Raw genomic sequence first — 20940 nt, 5'->3', positions numbered from 1 at the left:
CATCAACATAGGCGGCAAACCGCGCCTCGCGCGTCTCTGATGGGATAGGAAGGTTCATCACACGCCTCCGCATGATGGATCTCCCGACTATAGCTCGCCTCGTGAGTTTATGACACAGTAGTACTAGGTCCTTGACGGTGACAGAGGCCTTACTATGTCGAATGCGGCTTGGCGCTCATGTGCCGAGAGCGCCAAGCTTAGCAATTTAGGGTGACCCGGTAAGGCAGGAGGGTGTTTCGATGGAATTCCGTCCCTTGCACGACCGCATCGTCGTCCGCCGCATCGAACCCGAGGAGCGGACGGCGGGCGGCATCATCATCCCCGATACCGCCAAGGAGAAGCCCCAGCAGGGCGAAGTCATCGCGGTTGGTCCCGGCGCGCGTGACGAGAGCGGCAAGATCCAGCCCCTCGATGTGAAGGCCGGCGACCGTGTGCTCTTCGGCAAGTGGTCTGGTACCGAGGTACGCGTTGGCGGCGAGGATCTGCTCATCATGAAGGAATCCGACATTATGGGCATCCTGGAATGAAAACCGGGATGCTGGAATGTCCATGACCAGCAAAGCGGAAAATCGATCAGAGATGGAGGAACAGTTATGGCAGCGAAAGAGGTAAAGTTTGCCGCGAATGCACGTGAGAAGATGCTGCGCGGTGTTGATATTCTGGCCGACGCGGTGAAGGTCACGCTTGGCCCGAAGGGCCGCAACGTGGTGATCGAGAAGTCCTTCGGCGCGCCGCGCATCACCAAGGACGGCGTCACCGTCGCCAAGGAGATCGAGCTCTCCGACAAGTTCGAGAACATGGGCGCCCAGATGGTGCGCGAGGTGGCAAGCAAGACCAGCACTGTGGCGGGTGACGGCACCACCACCGCGACCGTGCTCGCCCAGTCCATCGTGAAGGAAGGCGCCAAGGCCGTGGCCGCCGGCATGAATCCGATGGATCTCAAGCGCGGCATCGACATGGCCGTAGCTGAAGCCGTCAAGGACATCCAGTCCCGCGCCAAGAAGGTCGCCTCGTCCGAGGAGATCGCCCAGATCGGTACCATCTCGGCCAACGGCGACGCCGAGGTCGGCCGCATGCTTGCCGAGGCCATGCAGAAAGTCGGCAACGAGGGTGTCATCACCGTCGAGGAGGCTAAAACGGCAGCGACCGAGCTCGCTGTTGTTGAGGGCATGCAGTTCGACCGCGGCTATCTCTCGCCGTACTTCATCACCAACGCCGAGAAGATGATTGCGGAACTCGAGGATCCCTACATCCTCATCCATGAGAAGAAGCTGTCGTCGCTCCAGACGATGCTGCCGATCCTCGAGGCTGTCGTGCAGACCGGTAAGCCCTTGCTGATCATTGCCGAGGATATCGAGGGCGAGGCGCTCGCCACCCTCGTGGTCAACAAGCTGCGTGGCGGCCTGAAGATCGCCGCCGTGAAGGCGCCCGGCTTCGGCGATCGCCGCAAGGCCATGCTCGAGGACATCGCCGTTCTCACCAAGGGCCAGACCATCTCCGAAGATCTCGGCATCAAGCTGGAGAATGTCACCCTCGACATGCTCGGCCGGGCCAAGACCATTCGGGTGGAGAAGGAAAACACCACCATTGTCGGCGGGGCCGGTGGCCGGCCAGACATCGAGGCGCGCATCCAGCAGATCAAGGCGCAGATCGAGGAGACCACCTCGGACTACGATCGTGAGAAGCTCCAGGAGCGTCTCGCCAAGCTCGCCGGCGGTGTCGCGGTCATTCATGTTGGCGGGAGCACCGAGATCGAGGTGAAGGAGAAGAAGGACCGCGTTGACGATGCGCTGCACGCCACTAAGGCGGCGGTTGAGGAAGGCATCGTGCCTGGCGGCGGCACGGCTCTGCTGCGCGCCAAGGCGGCGGTCGCCAAGCTGAAGAGCGACAATCCGGACATTCAATCCGGGATCAACATCGTGCTGCGGGCGCTGGAGGCTCCGATCCGCCAGATTGCCGAGAACGCCGGTGTCGAGGGCTCGATCGTCGTCGGCCGGATCACCGACAATGCGCAGTCCGAGACCTTCGGGTTTGATGCCCAGGCCGAGGAGTTCGTCGATCTGGTCCAGGCCGGCATCGTCGATCCGGCGAAGGTTGTCCGCACGGCCCTCCAGGATGCCTCTTCGGTCGCCGGCCTTCTCGTCACCACCGAGGCCATGGTGGCCGAGTTGCCGAAGAAAGAAGCGGCTCCCGCGATGCCGGCTGGCGGCATGGGTGGCATGGGAGGCATGGACTTCTAAACGAGCACGGAAGGTGGCCAGGACAAAACCTGGCTACCTTCCAGCCGTTCGCGATGATGGACGCGGAGAAGCAATCTTCAAGGTGCCCGCGCCGGATCAGTGACAGGCTCAAGCGGAGGCTGTCTCATGCGTATCGAACGTGACAGTCGGGGTGACTACGTGCTGGACCCTGACGAGCTTGCCATAAAGCTCCGTCTGTCCGCTGACGAACTTCGCCGCCGTATGAAAGTAGGTCTCGTGACAAGTCTGGTTGAAGCCGGCCAAGGCGAGGACGCGGGCTTATGCCGGTTGACGGTCCGATGTGGCGGAGCCGTCTGGCGAGCGGTTGTCGGCGGCGACGGCTCCATCATTCGAGAGGAGACGGGAGGGCAGAGTGAAACCTCTCCCAGAGTTCGGCCAACATAAACTTCGACCGAGCCCGCTTTCTGAAGATAGTGCTGCCGAGAAGTGAGTTCTGCGCGAACCGGACGATAGTGCTCATAACAAAGCCCAGAGCGTTGCATTCTTGGCTTCGGGCACTCAATCGGGAGAGCCCGGTTCGTGCCACGTAGGCTCCGGTCCAGATCAGCTAAGGAAAACGTCCTGGGGGCCAGTGCCACGCGAGCGGACCTCGTACCAATCCGGAAGTCTACGCCAAGAAAGCAACGGTTACGCCAGATTGGTTCCAGGTACCTGACTGTCAGTTCGGATTAGCCCTGGAGTGCCGAGACGACAGCTATCAAGCGTTTCGCGAGGTCTGCGGTGAGCAAACTGACCGAAGGTCCTGCAGCCCGCCCTCAGAGCTTTGGGACGGCAGGCCGTTCATCGTCACAGACTTGGAGGATCTCAACGACGTGGGCGACGCGCCCCGACGGGATTGGCCTGCCCGCGTTCAGCATCGCTTCGTCGTTCTCGATCCAGGCCCGAGCCTCAGCCAGCTCGGATCGGCTGGCGCCCATCTTCAGGATGTCGGTCAGCACCTCGTCGTCCGAGCGCCCGATGAGGGCAATGATCTCCTCTCGCGTGAGCTTGTCCGGCATGTGAGATCTCCATCATGACAGGAAACTATCTTCGATGTGGGTGCGGAACGGTGATCCTCAAGGTTGTCCCGCAAGGCTCTTGGTCGGCAGATGAGCACCTCGTATCTGGCCGACCAACCAGGTCTTGACAGAGCGAAAGTGCGTTCCTAACTCGAGGAGTGCCGAGGCTCATCAAGAGCTTGGCATTCGGGCGCCGGCGGGTGTCCGGTGCTCTTATGGTTACGTTGCTCAATGGAGGATGTAGCTATGAGAACAACGTTCGACCTTTCTCCTCTCTATCGCTCGACGGTTGGCTTTGACCGCCTGCTCGACATGCTCGACCAGATCGAGCCCATGACTTGGCCGCCCTACAACATCGAGAAGGTTGAGGACGACCAATACCGCATCACCATGGCGGTTGCGAGCTTCGCACCTGACGAGATCGAGGTCGTCCAGCAGGAAAGCACGCTCTTCGTGAACGGCCACAAACATCGTGAGCCTGAGAGCGAGCAGGTTCTCCATCGCGGCATCGCCACCCGCGCCTTCAAACAAAGTTTCAGCCTTGCTGATCACGTGAAGGTCACGGGCGCGAGCCTCGAGAACGGTCTGCTGACGATCGCGCTGAAGCGGGAAGTCCCTGAGGAGCTCAAGCCACGCCGGATCGAGATCGCATCCGGCAACGGTGTGACGGCGCTCACTCAGGACAATCAGCCTCAGCAGATTGAGCACGAGCTGCAAAAGAAGAGCAAAGCCGCGTAAGCAGGCGCGCGCTTATGAGCGTAGTGGTGCCGGAGTTCCGGCGCCTAACCCTTGCGCTGGCTCACCTGGATCGATGAAAGGAGGAGACAATGACCATGCGTGATCTGATTCCGTGGGGCCGTAACGAACGATCAATGGTCCCCAGCACCATGCGCGGCGAGGAGATGAGCCCGTTCCTGACCCTCCACCGCGAGATGAACCGGCTGTTCGATGACATGGTCAGCCGCTTCGAGACTGGCATGCCCTCGCTGCTCGGGCGCGGTGGCTGGCCCAGCATCGAGGCCATCGAGACTGACAAGGACGTTCGTGTCTCGGCCGAGTTGCCGGGCATGGACGAGAAGGACGTTGAGGTTCTGGTGGACGAAGACGTCCTGACCATCCGCGGCGAGAAGAAGGCCGAGACCGAGGACAAGGAGCGCCGCTTCAGCGAGCGCACCTATGGCCGCTTCGAGCGTGTCATCCCCCTGCCTTTTGCGGTCGAGCAGGACAAGATCGCGGCGTCCTTCCGCAACGGCGTGCTCACCGTGACCCTGCCCAAATCCGCCAAGGCGCAGGAGAAGGCCAAACGCATCCCGATTCATGGGAAAGGCAAGGAGAAGCACTAACCGCCTGACGCGGTGCGGGGCAGGCCTGCGCGGCTGCCCCGCGCCATCCTTCGCTTATAAGAGGGAGGGTGATCATGGACACAGTGGAGATTAAACCCGACACGAATGTCGCTCCTGTCTCTCAGGTCACGTCGCCTGGCATCTCAGAGCCTTCGTTCGTGGATGCCTTAATTGACCCGGTGAACATCTTCGCGAGCCCGCAGGAAGTCGTGGATCATCCCTGGTTCAGTGATGAGGAGAAGCGGACGATCCTGCTGTCCTGGGCCCGCGACGAACTCGTGATCGAGCAGATCGCAAGCAGGATGATGCCCGACCTGCAGGTGAAGTCCCGCATTGATGCCGTCGTTGCGGCGCTCGCAAGCTTTGATCCGACGGCAGCTGGGGAATACCTCAGTGCGGTTCAGACCATCCGCGGAGCCAAAGGCCGAAAGCAGGCCCGTCGGGTGCTTCCGCATTAGCCCGCGTAGTGGAGGGTGCCATGAACGCAAGTGTCATCGGCATTGGACACAATCAGCCGCCGACTCTGCGCCTGACTCGCGGGCAGCCCTGGCCTGATGATGCTCAGGCGGTGATTGTCCGCCACTCACAGCCGGTCACGACCTCTGGTCGCGCCGGTACGAAACAGTGGGTGCTGCGCTTCGAACGACGCCTGCCACAGACGATCGAACCGCTGATGGGCTGGACGGCCGACGATGATCCCCTGGCGCAGGTCGAACTCAGGTTCGGCTCGTGCGAGGCGGCAGTTGCGTACGCAGAGCGTCAAGGCCTTGCGTACCGCGTCCAGGGGGAGCCCATCGCGGCCACCCGGGTGCAGCGCGAGCATGCCCGTAAGGACACCAAGCAGCGCGAAGCGGCAGAACTCTACATGGCCGCTGCGGCGCTGGGCTGGATGGACGCCCAGTATGGCGTCGCCGCGGTCGGCCGCAGGCCGGACCTGGACCAGGCGCTTATCAAGCCGGCGAGTGTCTTCGCCTCGCCATTCGACGTGGTTCACGATCCTGGCCTTCTCCTGGAGGACAAGCGCGAGATCCTGCGCCGTTGGGCCTGGGACGAATGGCTGCTGGAGGTGGAGGCCGGTGAGTCCCCGGCGCCCGGCAAACCATCACGGTACGATGAGGTAAAGTCGGCGCTCCTGATGCTCGACCGGATTGAGGACACACAGGTGCTCGTTGCCGTGAACCCGGCACCGGTGGACACATCCGCGGCATAGGAGACATCGATGACGCGTGTCCGACTAAGGATTGTGAATGGATCAATCCGAGCTGGTTTGAGCTGGTCCTGCTTGCAGACCGCAAAGCCTCGGCGATCAATATGCCATCAGGCTGAACGTTAGAAGGGGGACCGTGCCTTGCGGGTCCCTTGTCGCTGTCGACGGATCGACTGCGTGGGTTACAGGGCATCTCACATTGAGCATGGGGCAGGATACAGGAAGGCACCACAATGACGAAACAGACCCGCTTCAACACCTGGTACTGGGTTGCCGCTTTCATTGGCGTGCTCGTTATTCAGTATGTCTTTGCCAGCGCCCAGCAGATCGCAACCATTCCCTACAGCCAGTTCCAGGAGTTGCTCCAGAACGGCAAGGTCGCGCAAGTCGGGGTTTCGGATCGATTTATCCAAGGTCGGCTCAAAGAGCCGCTTCCAAGCGGCCAGACGTGGTTCGCCACCACCCGCGTTGATCCGGATTTCGCCCGGGAGCTGCAGCCGTACGGCGTCACCTACACCGGACAGATCGAGAGCACGCTCGTCCGGGATATCCTGTCGTGGATTCTTCCTGTCCTGATCTTCTTCGGCCTGTGGACCTATCTCGCCAAGCGCTTTGCCGATGGGGCTGGCCTCGGCGGCGGACTAATGCAGATCGGCAAGAGCAAGGCCAAGATCTACGTTGAGGCGGATACGGGTGTCCGGTTTGAGGACGTCGCGGGTGTCGATGAAGCCAAGGACGAGCTGCGCGAGATTGTCGAGTTCCTGGAAAACCCGGAGCAGTACGGCCGTCTTGGTGGGCGCATGCCGAAGGGCGTGCTGCTGGTGGGGCCACCCGGCACCGGCAAGACATTGCTCGCCAAGGCCGTGGCCGGCGAGGCGAAGGTGCCGTTCTTCTCCATCTCCGGCTCGGAGTTCGTCGAGATGTTTGTCGGCGTCGGCGCGGCCCGCGTGCGCGATCTCTTCCAGCAGGCCCGCGAGAAGGCGCCGGCCATCATCTTCATCGACGAGCTCGATGCCCTTGGCCGCGCCCGCGGGATCGGGCCTTTGGCGGGTGGCCACGACGAGAAGGAGCTGACCCTCAATCAGCTCCTCGTTGAACTCGATGGCTTCGACTCGCGCACGGGCCTTGTGCTGCTGGGCGCCACCAACCGGCCCGAGATCCTCGATCCGGCCTTGCTGCGCGCCGGGCGCTTCGACCGGCAGGTGCTGGTGGACCGGCCCGACAAGAAGGGCCGTGTCCAGATCCTACAGGTGCACATGCGCAAAGCAAAATTGGCGCCGGATGTCGATGCCGAGAAGGTCGCGGCGCTCACACCAGGCTTCACGGGGGCGGATCTTGCCAATCTCGTCAATGAGGCGGCCCTGCTCGCCACCCGGCGCGGAGCGGATGCGGTCACGATGGGTGACTTCAACGACGCGGTCGAGCGGATCGTCGCGGGACTGGAAAAGCGCAACCGCCTGCTTAATCCCAGGGAGCGCGAGGTCGTGGCCTATCACGAGATAGGGCATGCCCTCGTTGCCATGGCTCTGCCCGGCGTGGACCCGGTGCACAAGGTATCCATCATCCCGCGTGGGGTAGGGGCTCTCGGCTACACGATCCAGCGGCCGACCGAGGATCGTTTCCTGATGACCCGCGAGGAGCTGGAGAACAAGATGGCAGTGCTGCTCGGCGGCCGCGCCGCCGAACTGCTTGTCTTTGGCCATCTTTCGACGGGGGCAGCCGACGATCTGGCCCGAGTGACCGACATCGCCCGCTCCATGGTCACTCGGTACGGCATGTCGGAGAAGCTGGGGAACGTGGCGCTGGAGAAGGACGAGCGCTCGTTCCTGAGCCCGAACCCGCTCGGCAACGGCGCACGGGAGCGCTCCTACTCGGACGAGACCGCCACGGCCATCGACGACGAGGTCCGCGCAATCGTGCAGGGCGCTATGGACAGAACGCTGGCCCTGCTCACCGAGCGGAGCGCGCTCCTGGAGCGGACAGCCCGGCGCCTTCTGGAGAAGGAAACCCTCGAAGAGGCGGAGTTGCAAGAATTGGTTGGATTTGACCAGATACCGGCTATCGAGCGTGCAGCGGAGTAAGGCAGATCCGCTCGGATCCTACCGCCAGATCGGCACAGATGGAAAAGCTCTTCCGATGGCTTGCCGCCTCTGCCGGCTAAACAATTCAGCTCTTGAAAACCCAAGGAACGCCACCTACCTCGAATAATGCCAAGGCTTATCAAGAGCTTGGCGGATCGGGCGCCGGCGGGTGTCCGGCGTCCTCATGTCCATGTTGCTCAATGGAGAATATGGCGATGAGATTAGATTTCGACTTTTCTCCTCTGTACCGCTCGACGGTTGGCTTCGACCGCCTGCTTGACATGCTCGACCAGGCCGCTGACGTTGAACCCGTACCCGGCTGGCCATCCTACAACGTCGAGAAGATGGGTAACGACCACTATCGCGTTGTCATGGCCGTGGCGGGCTTTGCCCCCGACGAGATCGAGATCGTCCAGAAGGACAGTACGCTGTTCGTTTCGGGCCGGAAACAGCCCGGGAACGAGCCGGCGCAAGTCCTGCACCGGGGGATCTCGGACCGTCCGTTCCGGCAGGCCTTCAACCTCGCCAACTATGTGACTGTCACGGACGCCAAGCTTGAGAACGGCTTGCTGGTGCTTGATCTTGTGCGCGAGGCGCCGGAGGAGCTGAAGCCCCGCCGTATCGAGATCGCAAGCGGTGGCGGTCCGAAGACCATCGGGCACGAGAAAGCTGCCTAATCCGCACACAGGCAGTGTGGGGCATCTGCATCCGGCGCCGCTGCACACCTGCCTGAAGAACGGCCTGAGGTTCCCCGCTGGGCGCGAGCCGGAAGGGCCTGCCCAGCGGGTAGGCGCCAGAAAGAATGCATTGCGTAAACCTTCGCTTGGATCAAGGGAGGTGAACCATGTTGGGACTGAAGCAAAGGAGTGAACTCACTGCAATCAATATCATCAACGCTGTGCTGGCAGTGTTTCTGTTCTTCTCGCCTTGGCTCGTCGGCTATCGCGACGCGCAGATCGCGTCCTGGAACGCCGGAGCCTGTGGTCTGGTGATCGGCCTGATGGCTGCCTTCGCCATCACACGGCTGCAGGAGTGGGAGGAATGGAGCAACGCTGCGCTCGGGCTCTTGACGGCGGTAGCTCCCTGGATCATGGGCTTTGCCGGCAGCATGCCGGCTATGTGGACCCACGTGCTGGTGGGCCTTGCGGTACTGACATTGGCGGCGATTGAGCTCTGGCTGATCCATGGCAGCCCGCCGAGCAAGACGGCCTAAGCGCGTGCTGTGTCTGAAAGACGCGCGGGCCGACGCCACCTTCGTGGTCCCTGTCCAGCCCGCCTCAGCAAACGTGGAGCTCGCCTCAAGACACAGGTGAGAGGGACGTCCGATGAAGGCCGACGCTCAGTTCAGCAGGCTTCTTCTGGCGGTTTTGCCTGAACTTCGCGCCTTCGCGCTGTCGCTGACGCATGACGGTGTTGGGGCGGACGATCTCGTGCAGGAGACACTCCTGCGGGCCTGGTCCGGTGCCGAGCGTTTCCAGGAAGGCAGCAACATCCGGGCCTGGCTCTTCACGATCCTGCGTAATCTCTTCTGCACCGAGCGTCGCCGCCGCAGACGCGAGGTCGACGATCCCGAGGGCAAGATGGCGGCTCGCCTGCGGATTGACCCCGATCAGCCGTCGCATCTCGAGTTCGAGGATGTCCGGACTGCCCTCAGGAGCCTCGTCCCTGTCAACCGGGAGGCTCTGATCCTGGTGGGAGCGCAGGGACTGTCCTACGAGGAAGCGGCCGAAGTCTGCGGGGTGGCCGTTGGCACGATCAAGAGCCGCGTCAACCGGGCGCGCGTCCATCTCATGGAGGTGTTGCAGCTTGAGACCGGATACCACTTTGGTCCGGATGACGTCCTGAAGGCGGTTGTCGGGTCTGAGGCTCGCGACACATGAAATGATTAACTCGGACAACGTCTGGCAATGCAGTGGATCGACATGAAAGGGGCCCCTGCCGCTGTGATTGTTCGAGCCGCGATGCTCACGAGGTGAGCGTCAACGCAGGAGCTGAGACCAGTGGGATCACATCTCTCGGCGAGGGCTAATAAGACGTCATCAACACCACAGTTGACATGCTGAATCTGGTTTCGAACGAGTTCCCATTGTATGCTTTTGCGCATGCTTGTGCGCTGTCGCCCAGCCGTTTTGGTGATATCCGGAGCATGATGCATGAAGAAGGCTCGTAAGCTTTATAGCAGTCCCAACGGTGACCGCTGCTACTTGATCCGCGATGTCTCAGGTGAGGTATTCATCAGACATGAGGCGAACATCGCCTCCGGAGGCCATGTCGCTCACATCGAGATTGGAACCTTCCTGAATTCGGGACGGGGACCGGAGCATCAGGAGTTGCTTCGTCTGATCGGAATGCTCGTTGAGGAACATCCTATTCACGCGTGACGGGCTGCACAGAGGCAGAAGCAGGCAGCGCAGCTGAGGCTGTCCGAAGCACGGAGCAGCCGGGAAGCAGGCCCTGGCTAGGCTGCAAGGGCTGTCTCATCCCAGTGGTAAGAGACGATGAAAGCCGCGGGCGCTGCCGGGTCAGGGCTGCGCTCCCTGTTGACCAGCCGCAGGGCCGCCTTGACCTCGTCCAGCCGCGAGGGCTCGCCTTCCGGCATGCCCTCGGCATTGGCAAGATCGAGCAGATACTCGTCCCAAGTCTAGCGCTGCAGGATCTCGCGCTTGCAGTCGATCGTCAGAAGCGGATGGCGCACGACGTCGTGCGGCGAGCCGAAGACAGACGCTGGGTTGACAAAGGCCCGGTCGAGATCCGGCAGGAGGGAAACATCCTTGCGGCTGGCGCGGTCATGCAACCGGGACGCCCAGGGCATGATCCCCACAGGATTTGCGCCGGCTGCCCGCGCACCGGTTGCTCGATGCGAACTGCCAACTGGATGCTCGAGACCGCCCTCCCGAACTCGCTCGGGCCAGGATTGCTCTCGCGTCAGAAACGGCGGTGACAGTCGATTGTGTCCAATCCTGAGCGTCTGCTGCTCCATTGCACTCCTCCAGGGGCAAGTTGATCGATGGCTGGTTTGGGGATCTCAATTGACCGGGAGCGGCCCAAGCCAGAGGCGCAGAGCGAGGCTTGCAGTGAACAAAAGCGCCGCCTTGTCCCAGGCGGTCAGGTGCACTGCCAACGGCTGGTCGCCGCGCAGGACCGCAAGGCTGATGGACGCGATCCCAGCCAGGAACAGCAGACCGGCGAACGCAAAGGGCATCAGGTCCGGAGGCGCGAGAGCAGCAAAGCACAGACAGAATGCCACTGCCATGCAGCTGCGCTCCAGCACCTCGCGGTTGATCTCCCGCGGGCTGCGGCGGCCCTCGTGCGGATCAAACCAATCCGGCAGGCGCGGCCAGTTGCGCGGATTGAGCGTCGTCATGACACCCTCCCCTCCTAATGGAGCGCGCCGCTGTCGAGCGCCCGCAGGGCATCGAGGATGCCGTCCAGCGGTACGAGCGCCCCGGTCTCAGGCACCTTGCGCCAGTTCGGCAGGTTTTCCACCGCACAAGCATCGGAAGCCCACGAGGCGAGGATCGCCCGCTTCGCGCTGGTGTCCAAGAGGGGATGCGCCATGACGTGCAGCGGGTCCTGGAGTGGAAAGGGCTTTCCCTCAGAGGCTTCCTCGCGCCCGCGGGCGTTCGATGCATGGGATGATGCTGACCCATCCTGAGTCGTGCGCAGGTCAACGGTCACTGGATCCATGGTGTCCTTTCTCCCTCGAGCAAAGGGCTGGGTTCGGGCGGCCGACCAGCCCACCCGAATCCAACTATCATGCGACTAATGCTTGGTCGCGTCCGCGCTGGTGACGGCGATGCGCTTCACGTGTGTGCTGGCTTGAGCAGATTTCGGCATCGTGACGGTGAGCAGGCCGTTCTTGAACGATGCCTCAACCTTGCCTTCCTCGACCTCCCAGGCCAGCGGGATGCGACGCTCGAAGCGGCCATAAGTGCGTTCGCTGAAGGCGCGCTCCTTATCCTCGATCTCGGACTTCTTCTCGCCGCGAATGGTGAGCACACCATCGCCCGTCAGCACCTCGATGTCCTTCTCATCGAGGCCCGGCAGCTCGGCCGAGATGCACACATCCTTGTCGGTCTCGCTCACCTCGACGCTCGGCCAGCCCGCCATGCGGCCCACGCCACTGAGCGAGCCGAACGGGGCCATGTCGAAGCCGCGGAAGACGTCATCGAAGAGCCGGTTCATCTCGCGATGCAAGGTCATGAAAGGATCGCCCTCCTCGCGATAGCGGCTCGGGGTCGTCTGCGGGTTGCGACCCCAGGGAATGAGATCGCGCATGTTCATGGTGTCATCCTCCTTGTCTCGTCAGTTCAGCCAAGCGGATGAGGTCGGCGCCCATCGTTGACCAGCGTCGACCTCACCCCTGATTGAGCCCTTAGGCTGCCTTGTCGTGCTCGATGGTCTTTGGGCCACCGCCGGTTCCGATCTCGATGCGACGGGGCTTCATCTCCTCCGGCACCTCGCGCAGGAGATCGACCGTCAACAGGCCGTTCTCGAGCTTTGCCTCCCGCACCTTCACGTAGTCGGCGAGGCTGAAGCTCTGCTTGAAGGCACGTGTGGCGATGCCGCGATGCAGGAACTGTCCGTTCTCCTGCTCCGGATGCTTGTGGCCTGCCACCAGCAGCACGTTCTCTTTCTGGGTGATCTCGATCTCGTCGGGTGCGAACCCCGCCACCGCCATCGTGATGCGGTATTGGTCATCGCCGACCTTCTCGACGTTGTAGGGCGGCCAGCTGGGTGCCTGTTCCACGCGGGCCGTCTGATCGATCAGGTCGAACAGCCGGTCGAAGCCGACCGTGGAGCGGTAGAGAGGCGTGAAATCAAATGCAGTTCTCATAGCTACATCCTCCCGAGAGCAACGTAACCACAAGAGCGCCGGACACCACCGGCGCCCGATCCGCCAAGCTCGTCAAGAGCCTTGGCATCGTTGATGTTAGGAAGTGTTTGTCCGGTTTTCAAGAGTTTTTAGGGCGCTCTCTGAGCCGGTCGGGGCACTTCTTTCGCGGATTCCTCCACGGCGGCCATCCGCACTCGACACTCCACCGAACAGGAGCCGTGGCTTTAGGCCACCCTGTCGCCTTCTCACGTGTCAATGCCGGGAAGTCCGAGCGCTTCCCCGGAGATCACCAATCCGACATCGAGCTACACCTCCAGCGATGGCCAGCACCACGTCCGCCTCAAAATCGACGTCCTGATCGCCCAGCGGGATGATGACAAGCGAGGAGGCCAGCCCCGTCAATGCAGCGCCTCCTGGCGGCCTCGTGGGGTGATCGCCACGATGCGCTCGCGGACCGGCCCCTGCTGCCGCGTGGAGCGCACAAGCCCCTGACGCTCAAGGTCAGCCACAACCGCATATGTCGTGCCAATCGGCAGGCGCAGGCGGGATGAAATGTCCTGGGCCGAGGTGCGCGTGCGCTGTGCGATGTCCCGGAGCACTTCGGCCCGGTACTGGCTGGTGGTCGTCTGACCGCGCCCGAAGCGGCGGCTGATCCGATCGAGCACCGGGGCACGGGACAGGAGAAGCTGCGTCGGCGACCGTGCCGTAAGGTCCCGCAGAGCGCCGCTGCGCCATGCTGCAAAGGCAAGGGCCCCCACTGCTGCACCAACCAAGGCTCCCAGCACCAAGCCCGACGAGGTCACATCCCAGCCGCTATGCCTCGCCCGCAACGCCTCGGTGTTCTCCTCCACGTACTCGTGGCGGAGTTCGCGAACCTGCTCCTCATCCAGGATCTCACGCGCCAGCGGCAGGAGTTCGTGCTCCTCGCGGTGGAAATGCCCCTCGATCAGGGCGGCTAAATCGCGGAAGCTTTGGGTCCAGTCCAGGGACCCCTTATCCCGCACGCGTGCGAGCTCGCCAAGCTGGCGCTCAATTTCCTCATGCTCGTGCTCCAGTTCAGCAACGAGGTGTTCGGCGCGGTCGTGATCCTCAAGTGAGTCGTAGAGGCTCTCCTCCTCCGCCTTGAGGTGACGCCGGAGCTCGGCGTCGAGCTCACTGAACAGGCGCTCCCGACTCCTGACGCCGCCACCTGGGAAGGTTCGAGGAATCTCGCCGCAGAGATCGGCAATGTTAGCGTGGTCGTTCGTGATCAGTTGCCAAAGGTCCATTGCGTCGCTCCCGCCGTCAAACCAACTACTAACGGAGACTGCACATGGCAGTTCCGGCTCAGCCAAGCCGAGGGTAAGCGCAAGATTTGACGGGGCTCGCCACCTTTTAACAAGCCGGCTTTGGGTGATTGTGTTGGCCTAGACTTATGCGCTGGATAGAAGCGTTCGGGTGCGGTCGATGGTCGACCAATGCCGCTGCAGGCGGTCGGCGATCACACGGATCGGAATCCTGGCCGCGTGCATGCGGGCGATCTCACGCCATTCAGCCGGGGCTGGGCTTCAAGAGCTTTGTGACGGCCACCCAGACGATTGCAGGCTATGAGGTGACGGCAATGATCCGCAAGGGTCAAGTCACGAGTGCATCGGCAAATGACATGGACGCGCAGCGCGACTTCATTGCTGGTCTGTTCAGCACTGCTGGCTAACCTAAGCTCCGGTCCAGCCTTCACTTAACCTCTGCCAGGGTTTGCAACCGAACCATCAACAGTCACATTGTCAAACGGGCGCCATCCAGACATGACAACACCCGTGGGCTCAGGTGAAGTCAGCTTCACGATTTGGCCGAACACGAGCCCGATCACCAGGCCCAGGATGATGACGATGGGCAAATCACGCCAAGCGCGTCCTGTGATCATTGGCAGTCTCATCGGTCGACCGGTCCGGGAGCTTTAATGCCGTCAATGAACCTGTGATGCTGATGGTCATAGGTCCATGCCTGGGCTGACTTGGAAGTGTGTCGGGAACGGAAGCAGCCGAACGCGACCGTCATGTCAGCGGTCTCATCCTATCTCGACTGCTCGTCGGCTCTCCTCGCGCTGGCACCTGCCCGCCGATCAATCTCGACGGCAACGGCGGACCAAAACCGGAAACCCTGCTCGCTTCCGTGTGAGCGGCAATAAAACGCTTGCTGCCGGGCGCGAGCGTATGCTGCCCGACCTTCATACGCGATCAGGCAAACAGCCTCGTACGCGACTGCTGTGAAGCCGTCATCCCGCCGACGTTTCGTGAGCTGGGCGAGGGCGTTGCGGATGTAACCGATCAGGCGCTTCATTATGGCCAGTATGGTTGCCTGAAGATCCAGGTCAATCAGCCGTGTGACCCGGACTCTAAAAACCGAATGCCTTCCAGGCCAGACGGTCAGGACTGAGGCACGTGGGCGCTGACCGAACAGCCGTCGGCTGTGCCGAATAGAAATCGGGTGGAACATCAGACGCAGTCGATGATTTAATCTGCGTTAATAACATCAAGAACGGGTCGCGCAGCGCGGCCGAACTTTGGGCAAGCGCCCCTCAACACCAGTAGACGTGTGACGAAGCGTTCGCTTGGAAATGCTTCGTCTGCTCAAGTGGCGTGTATAGCGCGTCTTCGCGCAATCGACATATCAGTGTCACAGGCCAGGGTCCAAGCTGCAGCGCTTGAGCCCCTCTTTTCAGTAGCTTGCGAGGGACAATGACCATGAACGGACAATTCAGCCAAGCCCCGCCCAACAAAGCGAACGAACTCTTCGAGAAGCTGCTCGCCACGTCCAACACCGCAGTCAAAACGCGGGAGAGGCTGTTGGTGGAGCTGAAGGCAGAGCTGGAGCTGCTCGCCAGCCTTCAGGAAGAACACCTCTTTCCCGTGCTGACGCGACACGGGATGCAGGACCTCGTACTGGAGGCCACCAACGACAACCAAGAAACGGCTGCGCTGCTGGCTGAGCTGGAGCGCATGCCCAAGAACAGTGCTGAGTTCATCAGTCAGGTGACCGAGCTGCGGAGGGTGTTCCAGCAGCACATCCGCGACGACCGGAAGGAGTTGCTTCCCGCCGTGCTCAAGGTGCTGAGCGACGAGGAAGCCAACGCCATAGTCGAGACAGTGGAGGATGAGATGGCAAACATGGATGAGATGAAGCGCGCTGACACCCGCCGGGTTCGTGAGCAAACCGAAGCCGTGCAGCGGGTGACGGAGGATGTGGCCGACACCCTGCGAGCTGGTGTCGAGAGCGCCCAGACCATGGCGCACGCCATGCAGGAAGTGATGGAGAGCAGCTTTGGCACGTTCTCGGAGCTGACCCGTCGCACGACAGGCCAGGGCCTGCAGATCTTTGGCCGTGGCGACGGCGATGCACTCGGGCTGAGCGAGGAGGCAGCGCAGAACCTGCGGGCCGTGGCCCAGTCCAGCACGGCTCTCACCCGCGGATTGCAGGACGTCTCGCGCGAGGTCGTCGACCGCAGCCAGAAGCGCCTGCAGCGCAACCTCGACGGCCTGCAGGCTCTCGCCCGCTGCCGCTCGATGACAGACCTGGTCGAAGCTCAGACCTCCCTCTTACGCGACAACCTGGAGCAGACAGTCGAGAACAGCCGGCGCATCGCCGAGCTGACCATCGAGATGGCCGAGGAGGCCACCCGTACCGTGACGGTGCAGGCCGATAAAACCGCCGAGCGGGTCAGGCGCGCGGCTTAAAAATCCGGCTTTGACCCATTATGGCTGCGCTCCCGGCAGCGGTCGGGAGCGTTCGCCCATCAACCGGGTGCCGGATGAGGTGACGGAGCCCCATCCAGCTCGACTCCGGATGGGGTTTCTTGAGCTCGCCTTCGGGTCTGTTGAGGCCATTGCCGTTGGTGGGCACACCTACCTTTAGAAACGTTGCGCCAGGTTCTGGAAAACTCTGGTCATTGTCAGTGCATGCGGCGGCAAGAGGAACTCGTCCGACTTCGGTCCGTTAGCCTCGAATGCCCTTTCAAGGGAGTATGCTGATGACCACAGATGCTCGCTCAATCTACATCTCCGCACTGCGCAATACCCACGCGATGGAACAGCAGGGCTTGCAGCAGATGGAAGCCCAAGTGTCCCGCCTGGAGAAATACCCGGATTATGTGGCACTCCTCCAACGGCACATTGAGACCACGCGCCAGCAGGTGCAGCGCCTGGAGCAGGCGCTCCAATCGGCCGGTGAGAGCCCGTCCAGCCTCAAGGAGACAGTTACCAGTGTTGCTGGCAGTGTCGGGGCAACCGTGCATGGGATGTTTCAGGACGAGACGCTCAAGAACCTGTATGCCGGCTATGCTGTCTGGATGCGAGACCTCCTTGGCATGAGCGATGACCTGGAGGGCTGGCGGCAACGCGTCTGCATCGGGTGGCTTGTAGCGGCGGTTGGCGAGCTTCGGCTCGGCAGCCAGGCGGCTTCGCACAACCTCATCCGGGGATCGCCCCTTGAGCACGCGTTGACGTCTTCTGTTATAGGCCTGATTGAAGCCCTTGAGCAGCGTCTCGAGGTCCCGATGGCTGTAGATGGTGATGCCCAGCACCTCGCGCTGCACCCGCCCGTTGAAGCGCTCCACGAGACCATTGGTCTGCGGCGTGTAGGGCTTGGTCTTGCGGTGCTCCAGCTTCAGCTGGCGGCAGGCGTCCTCGAAAGCATCCGCCGTGAAGCAGGATCCTCGATCCGTCAGGACGTGCGTGACCTTGAAGGGGAAGGCGCGCACCGCCTCTTTCAGGAAGGCGACCGCGCTGGTGGCCAGCTCATCGTCCTTGACGGCCAGGTGCACCCAGCGCGAGCAGCGGTCGATGGCCACATACAAATAGCGTTTGCGGCGCTCCCCGTCGGCGGTCTGCAGCTTGGGCAGGTGCTTGATGTCGATGTGCACGAAGCCGAGATCATAGTCCTTGAACGTGCCGCTCTTGCGCTGGCGCTGCTGCGCCGGGGGCAATCGTCCCAAGCCTTCCGCCTTGAGGATGCGGTAGACGGCATCGCGGTTGAGATGCGGCAGGAAATGCGTGACGATGAAGGTCAGATCGTCGAGCGGAAAGCCGGTGGCCTGGCGCAGGACGCAGACGATGGCGCGCTCCTCGTCCGTGGCTTTCCAGGGCAGCTTGTGCGGCCGGCTGGAATGGTCCTGGCAGTCCTGGGCTCCGCGCTTGCGCCACTTGCGGATGGTCTCGGTGCTCACGCTGAAGCGCTGGGCCAGCACGCCGGTGGGCTCTCTCGAGCGGGCGATCTCCTGGCGGACAGCGGGGGTGGTGCGGGCTTGCGGATGAAGGGAGTGCATCACGTCCTCCTGCGGTGAGAAGCTCGGCGTCGCAGGCCGTCAAAGCGCCAAGTGTACTCCTCAATGGCGTAATGCACCCGATCCCAACAACGTTCCGCCACCAAACAACTAGATTGTAGGCATGGAACCACGGGCTACTGTTCCTCTCTTACCTGGCCGCTTCGTCGCCATCCTCCTCGTTGGCGCGGCCTCAATCACGTCCGCGACGGCACAAGAGAGTTTCTATCTCTACCAGCGCAATGCCTTAGCCGGAAACTACACAGCGCAGCGGAATGCAGCCTATTGCCTCAAGACCGCGAAATGTGAGGGCGTGATATTCTCAAGGATGATCGAGGCCTGCGCTTGGCGGATCGTAATCCTGGGATCCGGCCACCACTGGGTGAACCAGTCCGATATCGACAATTATCAGGACGATTGTGTCTCCAGCCTCTCAGCCCAGGAGCAGGGTGCTGCCCTCGCTCAGGCCGAGCAGTTGTTCAAGCGCATCTACAAGCGAACCCTGCCGCCGCTGGACCGATAAGGACGAGGCAGGGCATGTTGGTGAGAACCGAGCCAGAGCCGAAAAAGAACCCGGCACATGGCCGGGTTCGTGTCCATTCGGGACAGTCAGGACCATCAAAACGGCTGTAAAACAACGGTTGATGCCATGGTCGCGTTCCTGGTGTCCGCTTATACGCTCCTGCCGCGCCGCGAGAAGTACCAGATGGCGGCGATAACGATGATGATCAGCAGGATCACCCACCAGTAATCCATGAGCCCGCCACCGGCTGCGCCGGCATCGCCAGCCGGAGGAGCAGCGGGTGGGGTCTGGGCCCAGGCAGACGAGACAGCCAGGAAGAGAAAGCCCATCAATGCTGTGAGTTTGCTCATGATATCTCCCTGTGACGGCCAGTGCATCGATCCCAAAATATTGCCAAGCTGGCCCTATCAGGGAACGCATCGAGACACGGCGTGTTCCTGGGTAACCCAACCCACAGCGCGTAATGCGCAAAGCCCCGACGGAACTGGGCTCTCATGACAACGAGGTACCCCGGCAGATGCGTTGATCCTGATCCCGCAAAGGGACAATAGTCTTACCAGGGCTGGGGGCAGTGACGATGGATAGTCTTTCGGTGTTGGTGGTCGCCATTGGGTCTCTGCTGCTGGCACTCGTGGCATATCTCGGAGCGGTCGACTCCATCGATCCGGTGCCAGACCCGAAAGCGCACGGGTTCTCCCCCAGGCCAATGAGCAAACGCAATCAATAAACCCTCGCTCGTGGTCACCTTCAGGAAGCCCTGAAGCGATCAGAACAATATCGATTGGCACAGTTGGGCTCACCCCCAGCCAAGAGGCGAACGCGATGTCACAGGACCGCTCTCAGAACCCTGACGATCCGTTCGATGGCCTGCGCCTGCCCGTCAGTGCCTGGAAAGCCCTAGAGGACGCTCGGATCACCAGCCTCACGCAGCTTATGGCTTTGGCTCCCTTGATCGACGAGATCCGGAGCATCGATCCAGAGACTGCCCAGGTGATCAAGGACAGACTGGACCGCTTTACCGCGAGGAGAACCGTGCGGGTTCGGCTGATCTTCCCCAAGCCGCCCCATCGCACAACGGGACGCGGGCAAAGCCACGGCAGCAGGCGCTCATCCGCATAAGCCAACGATCGGTCGGACAAGGTTGCCCATATCGCCAAGCCGTATCTGCCCCACACCATCATCACCGTCATCACCGTGATCCGGCAGTTGGCCACGCCTCAGGGGCTATCGAGCCGCAGGCACCCAGAGCGTCTGACCCTTTGTCTGTCGTCAGTGGAACGTAGGATCCAAGGGGATCGACAAGAGGATACGGCCGGAGCGATCCACGATATCGAGCCGCCAGCCGTGCCAGGATGCGCCCTGCTGGATCGCCTCCTCCCTGATATCCTCAATGGCTTGCAGTGCCATGTCCTGTGCGGTGGTCAAATCCGAGACCTCGACGCCGGTGTCATCCGGGATGGCCTCGTGACCGTTCACCAGATGGAAATAGCAGCGCATCGGACGCCTCTGAAGCCAAGGCAGCGCCAGGCTGCCCAACCGGGACCTTGGACCGAATCGTTATTGTTAAGGTCCTATTCTGGTATCTAGCCGCTTGTCCATGCTCTGCCAATGCAACGACCTGAGGACGCGTATGGCGGGAATAAAAGCCGCGCTCTGTCCGTTAACATAACTTGTGTTAGTCAATGTACCGAGATGGTATTACAGTGGTATCTACGCCGCGCAGCAGTTTGGGCAAGTCCGTCACCCATGAAGACCAGCCTTCGCAAGAAACCAGCATCAGCCGAGCCGTGGAGCATTCCCATGGCTGCAGTTCTGGGATTCGTGACCGGCGTCTTCGTTGCTACAATCCATCACATCAGCCATGACCATGCCGGGTACACCACCCCCGCAGCCCTGGTCGAGCATTTCGTCCCCCGCTTGATAGCCACTGTGACAGTCTGTGCGCTGCTGTCTGCGCTCGCCGCCGCCATCCATAACCGGCTCGTGCAGAAGCGATGATCTCGAAAAAAGTCTTTCTGACAAGCCAGAGATCATGAAAGCAACGGATCTGCAAACCAGACTGGCGCACCTAGCTCCTGGAGAGACGCTGTTGCTCCCGGCGACCGAGGTTGAGGAGGCATTCCACGCCTTCACAACCTCTGAGGAGCGCCGCGATGCTGCAGTCGCGTTAGCCGTGTTGTACCGATGCACTCTCACGGTCTGTGGGCCGGGCGGGAGCCAGATCCTCTTCACCCGATATGACGAGCTAGCTTAGAGGCGTATCATTGTAATAGGGGCAAAACCGTTGGCGATCACGCTAAGGAGCAGCGGTCGCTGACCAGATCTGCCAGGCGCGGGACGGCTGGCGCATCAGCAATTCCCAGTCTATCGCCAAGATAGCTCCAGAATGACACT

28 protein-coding genes and 3 pseudogenes are annotated in these 20940 nt (G+C 61.8%); 18 read left to right on the top strand and 13 right to left on the bottom strand.

Translation table 11 applies throughout. From position 1 onward, the window contains the following. Positions 1–239: 239 nt before the first annotated feature. The 3 genes from FS320_RS21880 (at position 240) to FS320_RS48170 (ending at position 2645) form a co-directional block, all read left to right on the top strand. Entirely contained in the window at positions 240–527 is a 288-nt protein-coding gene (locus FS320_RS21880) for a co-chaperone GroES (RefSeq protein ID WP_152714059.1), read from the top strand. A 66-nt stretch (positions 528–593) separates the two neighbouring features. Beyond that, complete coding sequence (gene groL / locus FS320_RS21875) at positions 594–2240, top strand: chaperonin GroEL (protein ID WP_152714058.1); 1647 nt, start codon at positions 594–596, stop codon at positions 2238–2240. A 126-nt stretch (positions 2241–2366) separates the two neighbouring features. Continuing rightward, positions 2367–2645 carry a DUF6522 family protein gene (locus FS320_RS48170; protein ID WP_152714057.1) on the top strand — a complete coding sequence of 93 codons (279 nt, stop codon included), beginning with the start codon at positions 2367–2369 and terminating at the stop codon, positions 2643–2645. 371 nt (positions 2646–3016) lie between these two features. Here the strand turns inward: FS320_RS48170 and FS320_RS21865 are convergent, their stop codons facing one another. Beyond that, positions 3017–3259 (bottom strand): hypothetical protein, encoded by a 243-nt coding sequence (locus tag FS320_RS21865; RefSeq protein WP_152714056.1) that lies wholly within the window; start codon positions 3257–3259, stop codon positions 3017–3019. A gap of 246 nt (positions 3260–3505) precedes the next feature. Here FS320_RS21865 and FS320_RS21860 point away from each other — a divergent pair, with 246 nt between their 5' ends. The 9 genes from FS320_RS21860 (at position 3506) to FS320_RS21820 (ending at position 10271) form a co-directional block, all read left to right on the top strand. Beyond that, a complete protein-coding gene (locus FS320_RS21860; RefSeq protein ID WP_152714055.1) occupies positions 3506–3997 on the top strand; it encodes an Hsp20 family protein in 492 nt (163 codons plus the stop codon). Positions 3998–4086: 89 nt separating this feature from the next. Next, positions 4087–4602, top strand: coding sequence for an Hsp20/alpha crystallin family protein (locus tag FS320_RS21855; RefSeq protein ID WP_152714054.1), 516 nt, complete (start codon positions 4087–4089; stop codon positions 4600–4602). Positions 4603–4676: 74 nt separating this feature from the next. Beyond that, a complete protein-coding gene (locus tag FS320_RS21850) occupies positions 4677–5060 on the top strand; it encodes a hypothetical protein (RefSeq protein WP_152714053.1) in 384 nt (127 codons plus the stop codon). Between the two features lie 20 nt (positions 5061–5080). Continuing rightward, entirely contained in the window at positions 5081–5812 is a 732-nt protein-coding gene (locus FS320_RS21845; RefSeq protein WP_152714052.1) for an NADH dehydrogenase ubiquinone Fe-S protein 4, read from the top strand. 230 nt (positions 5813–6042) lie between these two features. Continuing rightward, positions 6043–7890, top strand: a complete 1848-nt coding sequence (ftsH, locus tag FS320_RS21840) for an ATP-dependent zinc metalloprotease FtsH (protein ID WP_152714051.1) — start codon at positions 6043–6045, stop codon at positions 7888–7890. Positions 7891–8105: 215 nt separating this feature from the next. Then, entirely contained in the window at positions 8106–8567 is a 462-nt protein-coding gene (locus FS320_RS21835) for an Hsp20 family protein (RefSeq protein ID WP_152714050.1), read from the top strand. Between the two features lie 167 nt (positions 8568–8734). Further along, positions 8735–9103: an SPW repeat protein gene (locus FS320_RS21830; protein WP_152714049.1), complete on the top strand. Its 369-nt coding sequence runs from the start codon at positions 8735–8737 to the stop codon at positions 9101–9103. Between the two features lie 112 nt (positions 9104–9215). After that, on the top strand, positions 9216–9770 hold the full coding sequence (locus FS320_RS21825) for a sigma-70 family RNA polymerase sigma factor (protein WP_152714048.1): 555 nt from the start codon (positions 9216–9218) through the stop codon (positions 9768–9770). A 273-nt stretch (positions 9771–10043) separates the two neighbouring features. Next, positions 10044–10271, top strand: coding sequence for a hypothetical protein (locus FS320_RS21820; protein ID WP_152714047.1), 228 nt, complete (start codon positions 10044–10046; stop codon positions 10269–10271). Positions 10272–10348: 77 nt separating this feature from the next. Here FS320_RS21820 and FS320_RS46080 read toward each other — a convergent pair whose 3' ends face one another. The 8 genes from FS320_RS46080 to FS320_RS48165 form a co-directional block, all read right to left on the bottom strand. Next, positions 10349–10489: a hypothetical protein gene (locus FS320_RS46080; RefSeq protein WP_192926317.1), complete on the bottom strand. Its 141-nt coding sequence runs from the start codon at positions 10487–10489 to the stop codon at positions 10349–10351. A 42-nt stretch (positions 10490–10531) separates the two neighbouring features. Beyond that, entirely contained in the window at positions 10532–10870 is a 339-nt protein-coding gene (locus FS320_RS46075; protein ID WP_192926316.1) for a hypothetical protein, read from the bottom strand. Positions 10871–10915: 45 nt separating this feature from the next. Further along, positions 10916–11254: a hypothetical protein gene (locus tag FS320_RS21810; RefSeq protein WP_152714046.1), complete on the bottom strand. Its 339-nt coding sequence runs from the start codon at positions 11252–11254 to the stop codon at positions 10916–10918. A 14-nt stretch (positions 11255–11268) separates the two neighbouring features. Further along, positions 11269–11577 (bottom strand): hypothetical protein, encoded by a 309-nt coding sequence (locus FS320_RS47075; protein ID WP_202882881.1) that lies wholly within the window; start codon positions 11575–11577, stop codon positions 11269–11271. Positions 11578–11652: 75 nt separating this feature from the next. Next, on the bottom strand, positions 11653–12174 hold the full coding sequence (locus tag FS320_RS21800; RefSeq protein WP_152714045.1) for an Hsp20/alpha crystallin family protein: 522 nt from the start codon (positions 12172–12174) through the stop codon (positions 11653–11655). A gap of 91 nt (positions 12175–12265) precedes the next feature. Further along, positions 12266–12727 carry an Hsp20 family protein gene (locus FS320_RS21795; protein ID WP_152714044.1) on the bottom strand — a complete coding sequence of 154 codons (462 nt, stop codon included), beginning with the start codon at positions 12725–12727 and terminating at the stop codon, positions 12266–12268. A 398-nt stretch (positions 12728–13125) separates the two neighbouring features. Then, on the bottom strand, positions 13126–13995 hold the full coding sequence (locus FS320_RS21790; RefSeq protein WP_152714043.1) for a hemerythrin domain-containing protein: 870 nt from the start codon (positions 13993–13995) through the stop codon (positions 13126–13128). A 144-nt stretch (positions 13996–14139) separates the two neighbouring features. Beyond that, a complete protein-coding gene (locus tag FS320_RS48165) occupies positions 14140–14238 on the bottom strand; it encodes a hypothetical protein (RefSeq protein ID WP_244627290.1) in 99 nt (32 codons plus the stop codon). A 17-nt stretch (positions 14239–14255) separates the two neighbouring features. Between FS320_RS48165 and FS320_RS49825 the strand changes: the two are divergent. After that, positions 14256–14420 (top strand): annotated as a pseudogene (locus FS320_RS49825) (IS6 family transposase); the annotation flags it as partial. A 24-nt stretch (positions 14421–14444) separates the two neighbouring features. Here the strand turns inward: FS320_RS49825 and FS320_RS21780 are convergent. Next, positions 14445–14630, bottom strand: coding sequence for a hypothetical protein (locus FS320_RS21780; protein ID WP_152714042.1), 186 nt, complete (start codon positions 14628–14630; stop codon positions 14445–14447). Between the two features lie 820 nt (positions 14631–15450). On the opposite strand from FS320_RS21780, the gene FS320_RS21775 reads away from it, so the two are divergent. Further along, positions 15451–16440, top strand: a complete 990-nt coding sequence (locus FS320_RS21775; RefSeq protein WP_244627289.1) for a phasin family protein — start codon at positions 15451–15453, stop codon at positions 16438–16440. Positions 16441–16709: 269 nt separating this feature from the next. After that, positions 16710–16988, top strand: a pseudogene (locus FS320_RS48160) (DUF892 family protein); the annotation flags it as partial. Between the two features lie 57 nt (positions 16989–17045). Here the strand turns inward: FS320_RS48160 and FS320_RS21765 are convergent. Beyond that, positions 17046–18026 (bottom strand): annotated as a pseudogene (locus FS320_RS21765) (IS481 family transposase); the annotation flags it as partial. Positions 18027–18147: 121 nt separating this feature from the next. Here FS320_RS21765 and FS320_RS21760 point away from each other — a divergent pair. After that, positions 18148–18546, top strand: a complete 399-nt coding sequence (locus tag FS320_RS21760) for a hypothetical protein (RefSeq protein WP_152714040.1) — start codon at positions 18148–18150, stop codon at positions 18544–18546. 149 nt (positions 18547–18695) lie between these two features. On the opposite strand, the gene FS320_RS21755 is transcribed toward FS320_RS21760, so the two are convergent. After that, positions 18696–18896, bottom strand: a complete 201-nt coding sequence (locus FS320_RS21755; protein WP_152714039.1) for a hypothetical protein — start codon at positions 18894–18896, stop codon at positions 18696–18698. A gap of 472 nt (positions 18897–19368) precedes the next feature. Between FS320_RS21755 and FS320_RS21750 the strand changes: the two genes are divergently transcribed. Next, positions 19369–19665, top strand: a complete 297-nt coding sequence (locus FS320_RS21750) for a hypothetical protein (protein WP_152714038.1) — start codon at positions 19369–19371, stop codon at positions 19663–19665. A 150-nt stretch (positions 19666–19815) separates the two neighbouring features. On the opposite strand, the gene FS320_RS21740 is transcribed toward FS320_RS21750, so the two are convergent. Then, positions 19816–20043: a DUF6894 family protein gene (locus FS320_RS21740; RefSeq protein ID WP_152714037.1), complete on the bottom strand. Its 228-nt coding sequence runs from the start codon at positions 20041–20043 to the stop codon at positions 19816–19818. Between the two features lie 303 nt (positions 20044–20346). Here FS320_RS21740 and FS320_RS21735 point away from each other — a divergent pair, with 303 nt between their 5' ends. Then, complete coding sequence (locus FS320_RS21735) at positions 20347–20544, top strand: hypothetical protein (protein WP_152714036.1); 198 nt, start codon at positions 20347–20349, stop codon at positions 20542–20544. Positions 20545–20940 lie beyond the last annotated feature (396 nt).

The sequence above is a fragment of the Microvirga tunisiensis genome, assembly GCF_009296175.1.
In the GTDB taxonomy this organism is placed as follows: domain Bacteria; phylum Pseudomonadota; class Alphaproteobacteria; order Rhizobiales; family Beijerinckiaceae; genus Microvirga; species Microvirga tunisiensis.
This window is presented reverse-complemented; position numbering and strand designations above follow the sequence as displayed.

What these genes read in the sequence shown, in the direction of transcription:
- FS320_RS21880 (WP_152714059.1), top strand. Translation starts at nt 240, where the DNA reads ATGGAATTCCGTCCCTTGCACGACCGCATCGTCGTCCGCCGCATCGAA.
- groL (WP_152714058.1), top strand. Translation starts at nt 594, where the DNA reads ATGGCAGCGAAAGAGGTAAAGTTTGCCGCGAATGCACGTGAGAAGATG.
- FS320_RS48170 (WP_152714057.1), top strand. Translation starts at nt 2,367, where the DNA reads ATGCGTATCGAACGTGACAGTCGGGGTGACTACGTGCTGGACCCTGAC.
- FS320_RS21865 (WP_152714056.1), bottom strand. Translation starts at nt 3,259, where the DNA reads ATGCCGGACAAGCTCACGCGAGAGGAGATCATTGCCCTCATCGGGCGC.
- FS320_RS21860 (WP_152714055.1), top strand. Translation starts at nt 3,506, where the DNA reads ATGAGAACAACGTTCGACCTTTCTCCTCTCTATCGCTCGACGGTTGGC.
- FS320_RS21855 (WP_152714054.1), top strand. Translation starts at nt 4,087, where the DNA reads ATGACCATGCGTGATCTGATTCCGTGGGGCCGTAACGAACGATCAATG.
- FS320_RS21850 (WP_152714053.1), top strand. Translation starts at nt 4,677, where the DNA reads ATGGACACAGTGGAGATTAAACCCGACACGAATGTCGCTCCTGTCTCT.
- FS320_RS21845 (WP_152714052.1), top strand. Translation starts at nt 5,081, where the DNA reads ATGAACGCAAGTGTCATCGGCATTGGACACAATCAGCCGCCGACTCTG.
- ftsH (WP_152714051.1), top strand. Translation starts at nt 6,043, where the DNA reads ATGACGAAACAGACCCGCTTCAACACCTGGTACTGGGTTGCCGCTTTC.
- FS320_RS21835 (WP_152714050.1), top strand. Translation starts at nt 8,106, where the DNA reads ATGAGATTAGATTTCGACTTTTCTCCTCTGTACCGCTCGACGGTTGGC.
- FS320_RS21830 (WP_152714049.1), top strand. Translation starts at nt 8,735, where the DNA reads ATGTTGGGACTGAAGCAAAGGAGTGAACTCACTGCAATCAATATCATC.
- FS320_RS21825 (WP_152714048.1), top strand. Translation starts at nt 9,216, where the DNA reads ATGAAGGCCGACGCTCAGTTCAGCAGGCTTCTTCTGGCGGTTTTGCCT.
- FS320_RS21820 (WP_152714047.1), top strand. Translation starts at nt 10,044, where the DNA reads ATGAAGAAGGCTCGTAAGCTTTATAGCAGTCCCAACGGTGACCGCTGC.
- FS320_RS46080 (WP_192926317.1), bottom strand. Translation starts at nt 10,489, where the DNA reads ATGCCGGAAGGCGAGCCCTCGCGGCTGGACGAGGTCAAGGCGGCCCTG.
- FS320_RS46075 (WP_192926316.1), bottom strand. Translation starts at nt 10,870, where the DNA reads ATGGAGCAGCAGACGCTCAGGATTGGACACAATCGACTGTCACCGCCG.
- FS320_RS21810 (WP_152714046.1), bottom strand. Translation starts at nt 11,254, where the DNA reads ATGACGACGCTCAATCCGCGCAACTGGCCGCGCCTGCCGGATTGGTTT.
- FS320_RS47075 (WP_202882881.1), bottom strand. Translation starts at nt 11,577, where the DNA reads ATGGATCCAGTGACCGTTGACCTGCGCACGACTCAGGATGGGTCAGCA.
- FS320_RS21800 (WP_152714045.1), bottom strand. Translation starts at nt 12,174, where the DNA reads ATGAACATGCGCGATCTCATTCCCTGGGGTCGCAACCCGCAGACGACC.
- FS320_RS21795 (WP_152714044.1), bottom strand. Translation starts at nt 12,727, where the DNA reads ATGAGAACTGCATTTGATTTCACGCCTCTCTACCGCTCCACGGTCGGC.
- FS320_RS21790 (WP_152714043.1), bottom strand. Translation starts at nt 13,995, where the DNA reads ATGGACCTTTGGCAACTGATCACGAACGACCACGCTAACATTGCCGAT.
- FS320_RS48165 (WP_244627290.1), bottom strand. Translation starts at nt 14,238, where the DNA reads ATGCACGCGGCCAGGATTCCGATCCGTGTGATCGCCGACCGCCTGCAG.
- FS320_RS21780 (WP_152714042.1), bottom strand. Translation starts at nt 14,630, where the DNA reads ATGATCACAGGACGCGCTTGGCGTGATTTGCCCATCGTCATCATCCTG.
- FS320_RS21775 (WP_244627289.1), top strand. Translation starts at nt 15,451, where the DNA reads ATGAACGGACAATTCAGCCAAGCCCCGCCCAACAAAGCGAACGAACTC.
- FS320_RS21760 (WP_152714040.1), top strand. Translation starts at nt 18,148, where the DNA reads ATGGAACCACGGGCTACTGTTCCTCTCTTACCTGGCCGCTTCGTCGCC.
- FS320_RS21755 (WP_152714039.1), bottom strand. Translation starts at nt 18,896, where the DNA reads ATGAGCAAACTCACAGCATTGATGGGCTTTCTCTTCCTGGCTGTCTCG.
- FS320_RS21750 (WP_152714038.1), top strand. Translation starts at nt 19,369, where the DNA reads ATGTCACAGGACCGCTCTCAGAACCCTGACGATCCGTTCGATGGCCTG.
- FS320_RS21740 (WP_152714037.1), bottom strand. Translation starts at nt 20,043, where the DNA reads ATGCGCTGCTATTTCCATCTGGTGAACGGTCACGAGGCCATCCCGGAT.
- FS320_RS21735 (WP_152714036.1), top strand. Translation starts at nt 20,347, where the DNA reads ATGGCTGCAGTTCTGGGATTCGTGACCGGCGTCTTCGTTGCTACAATC.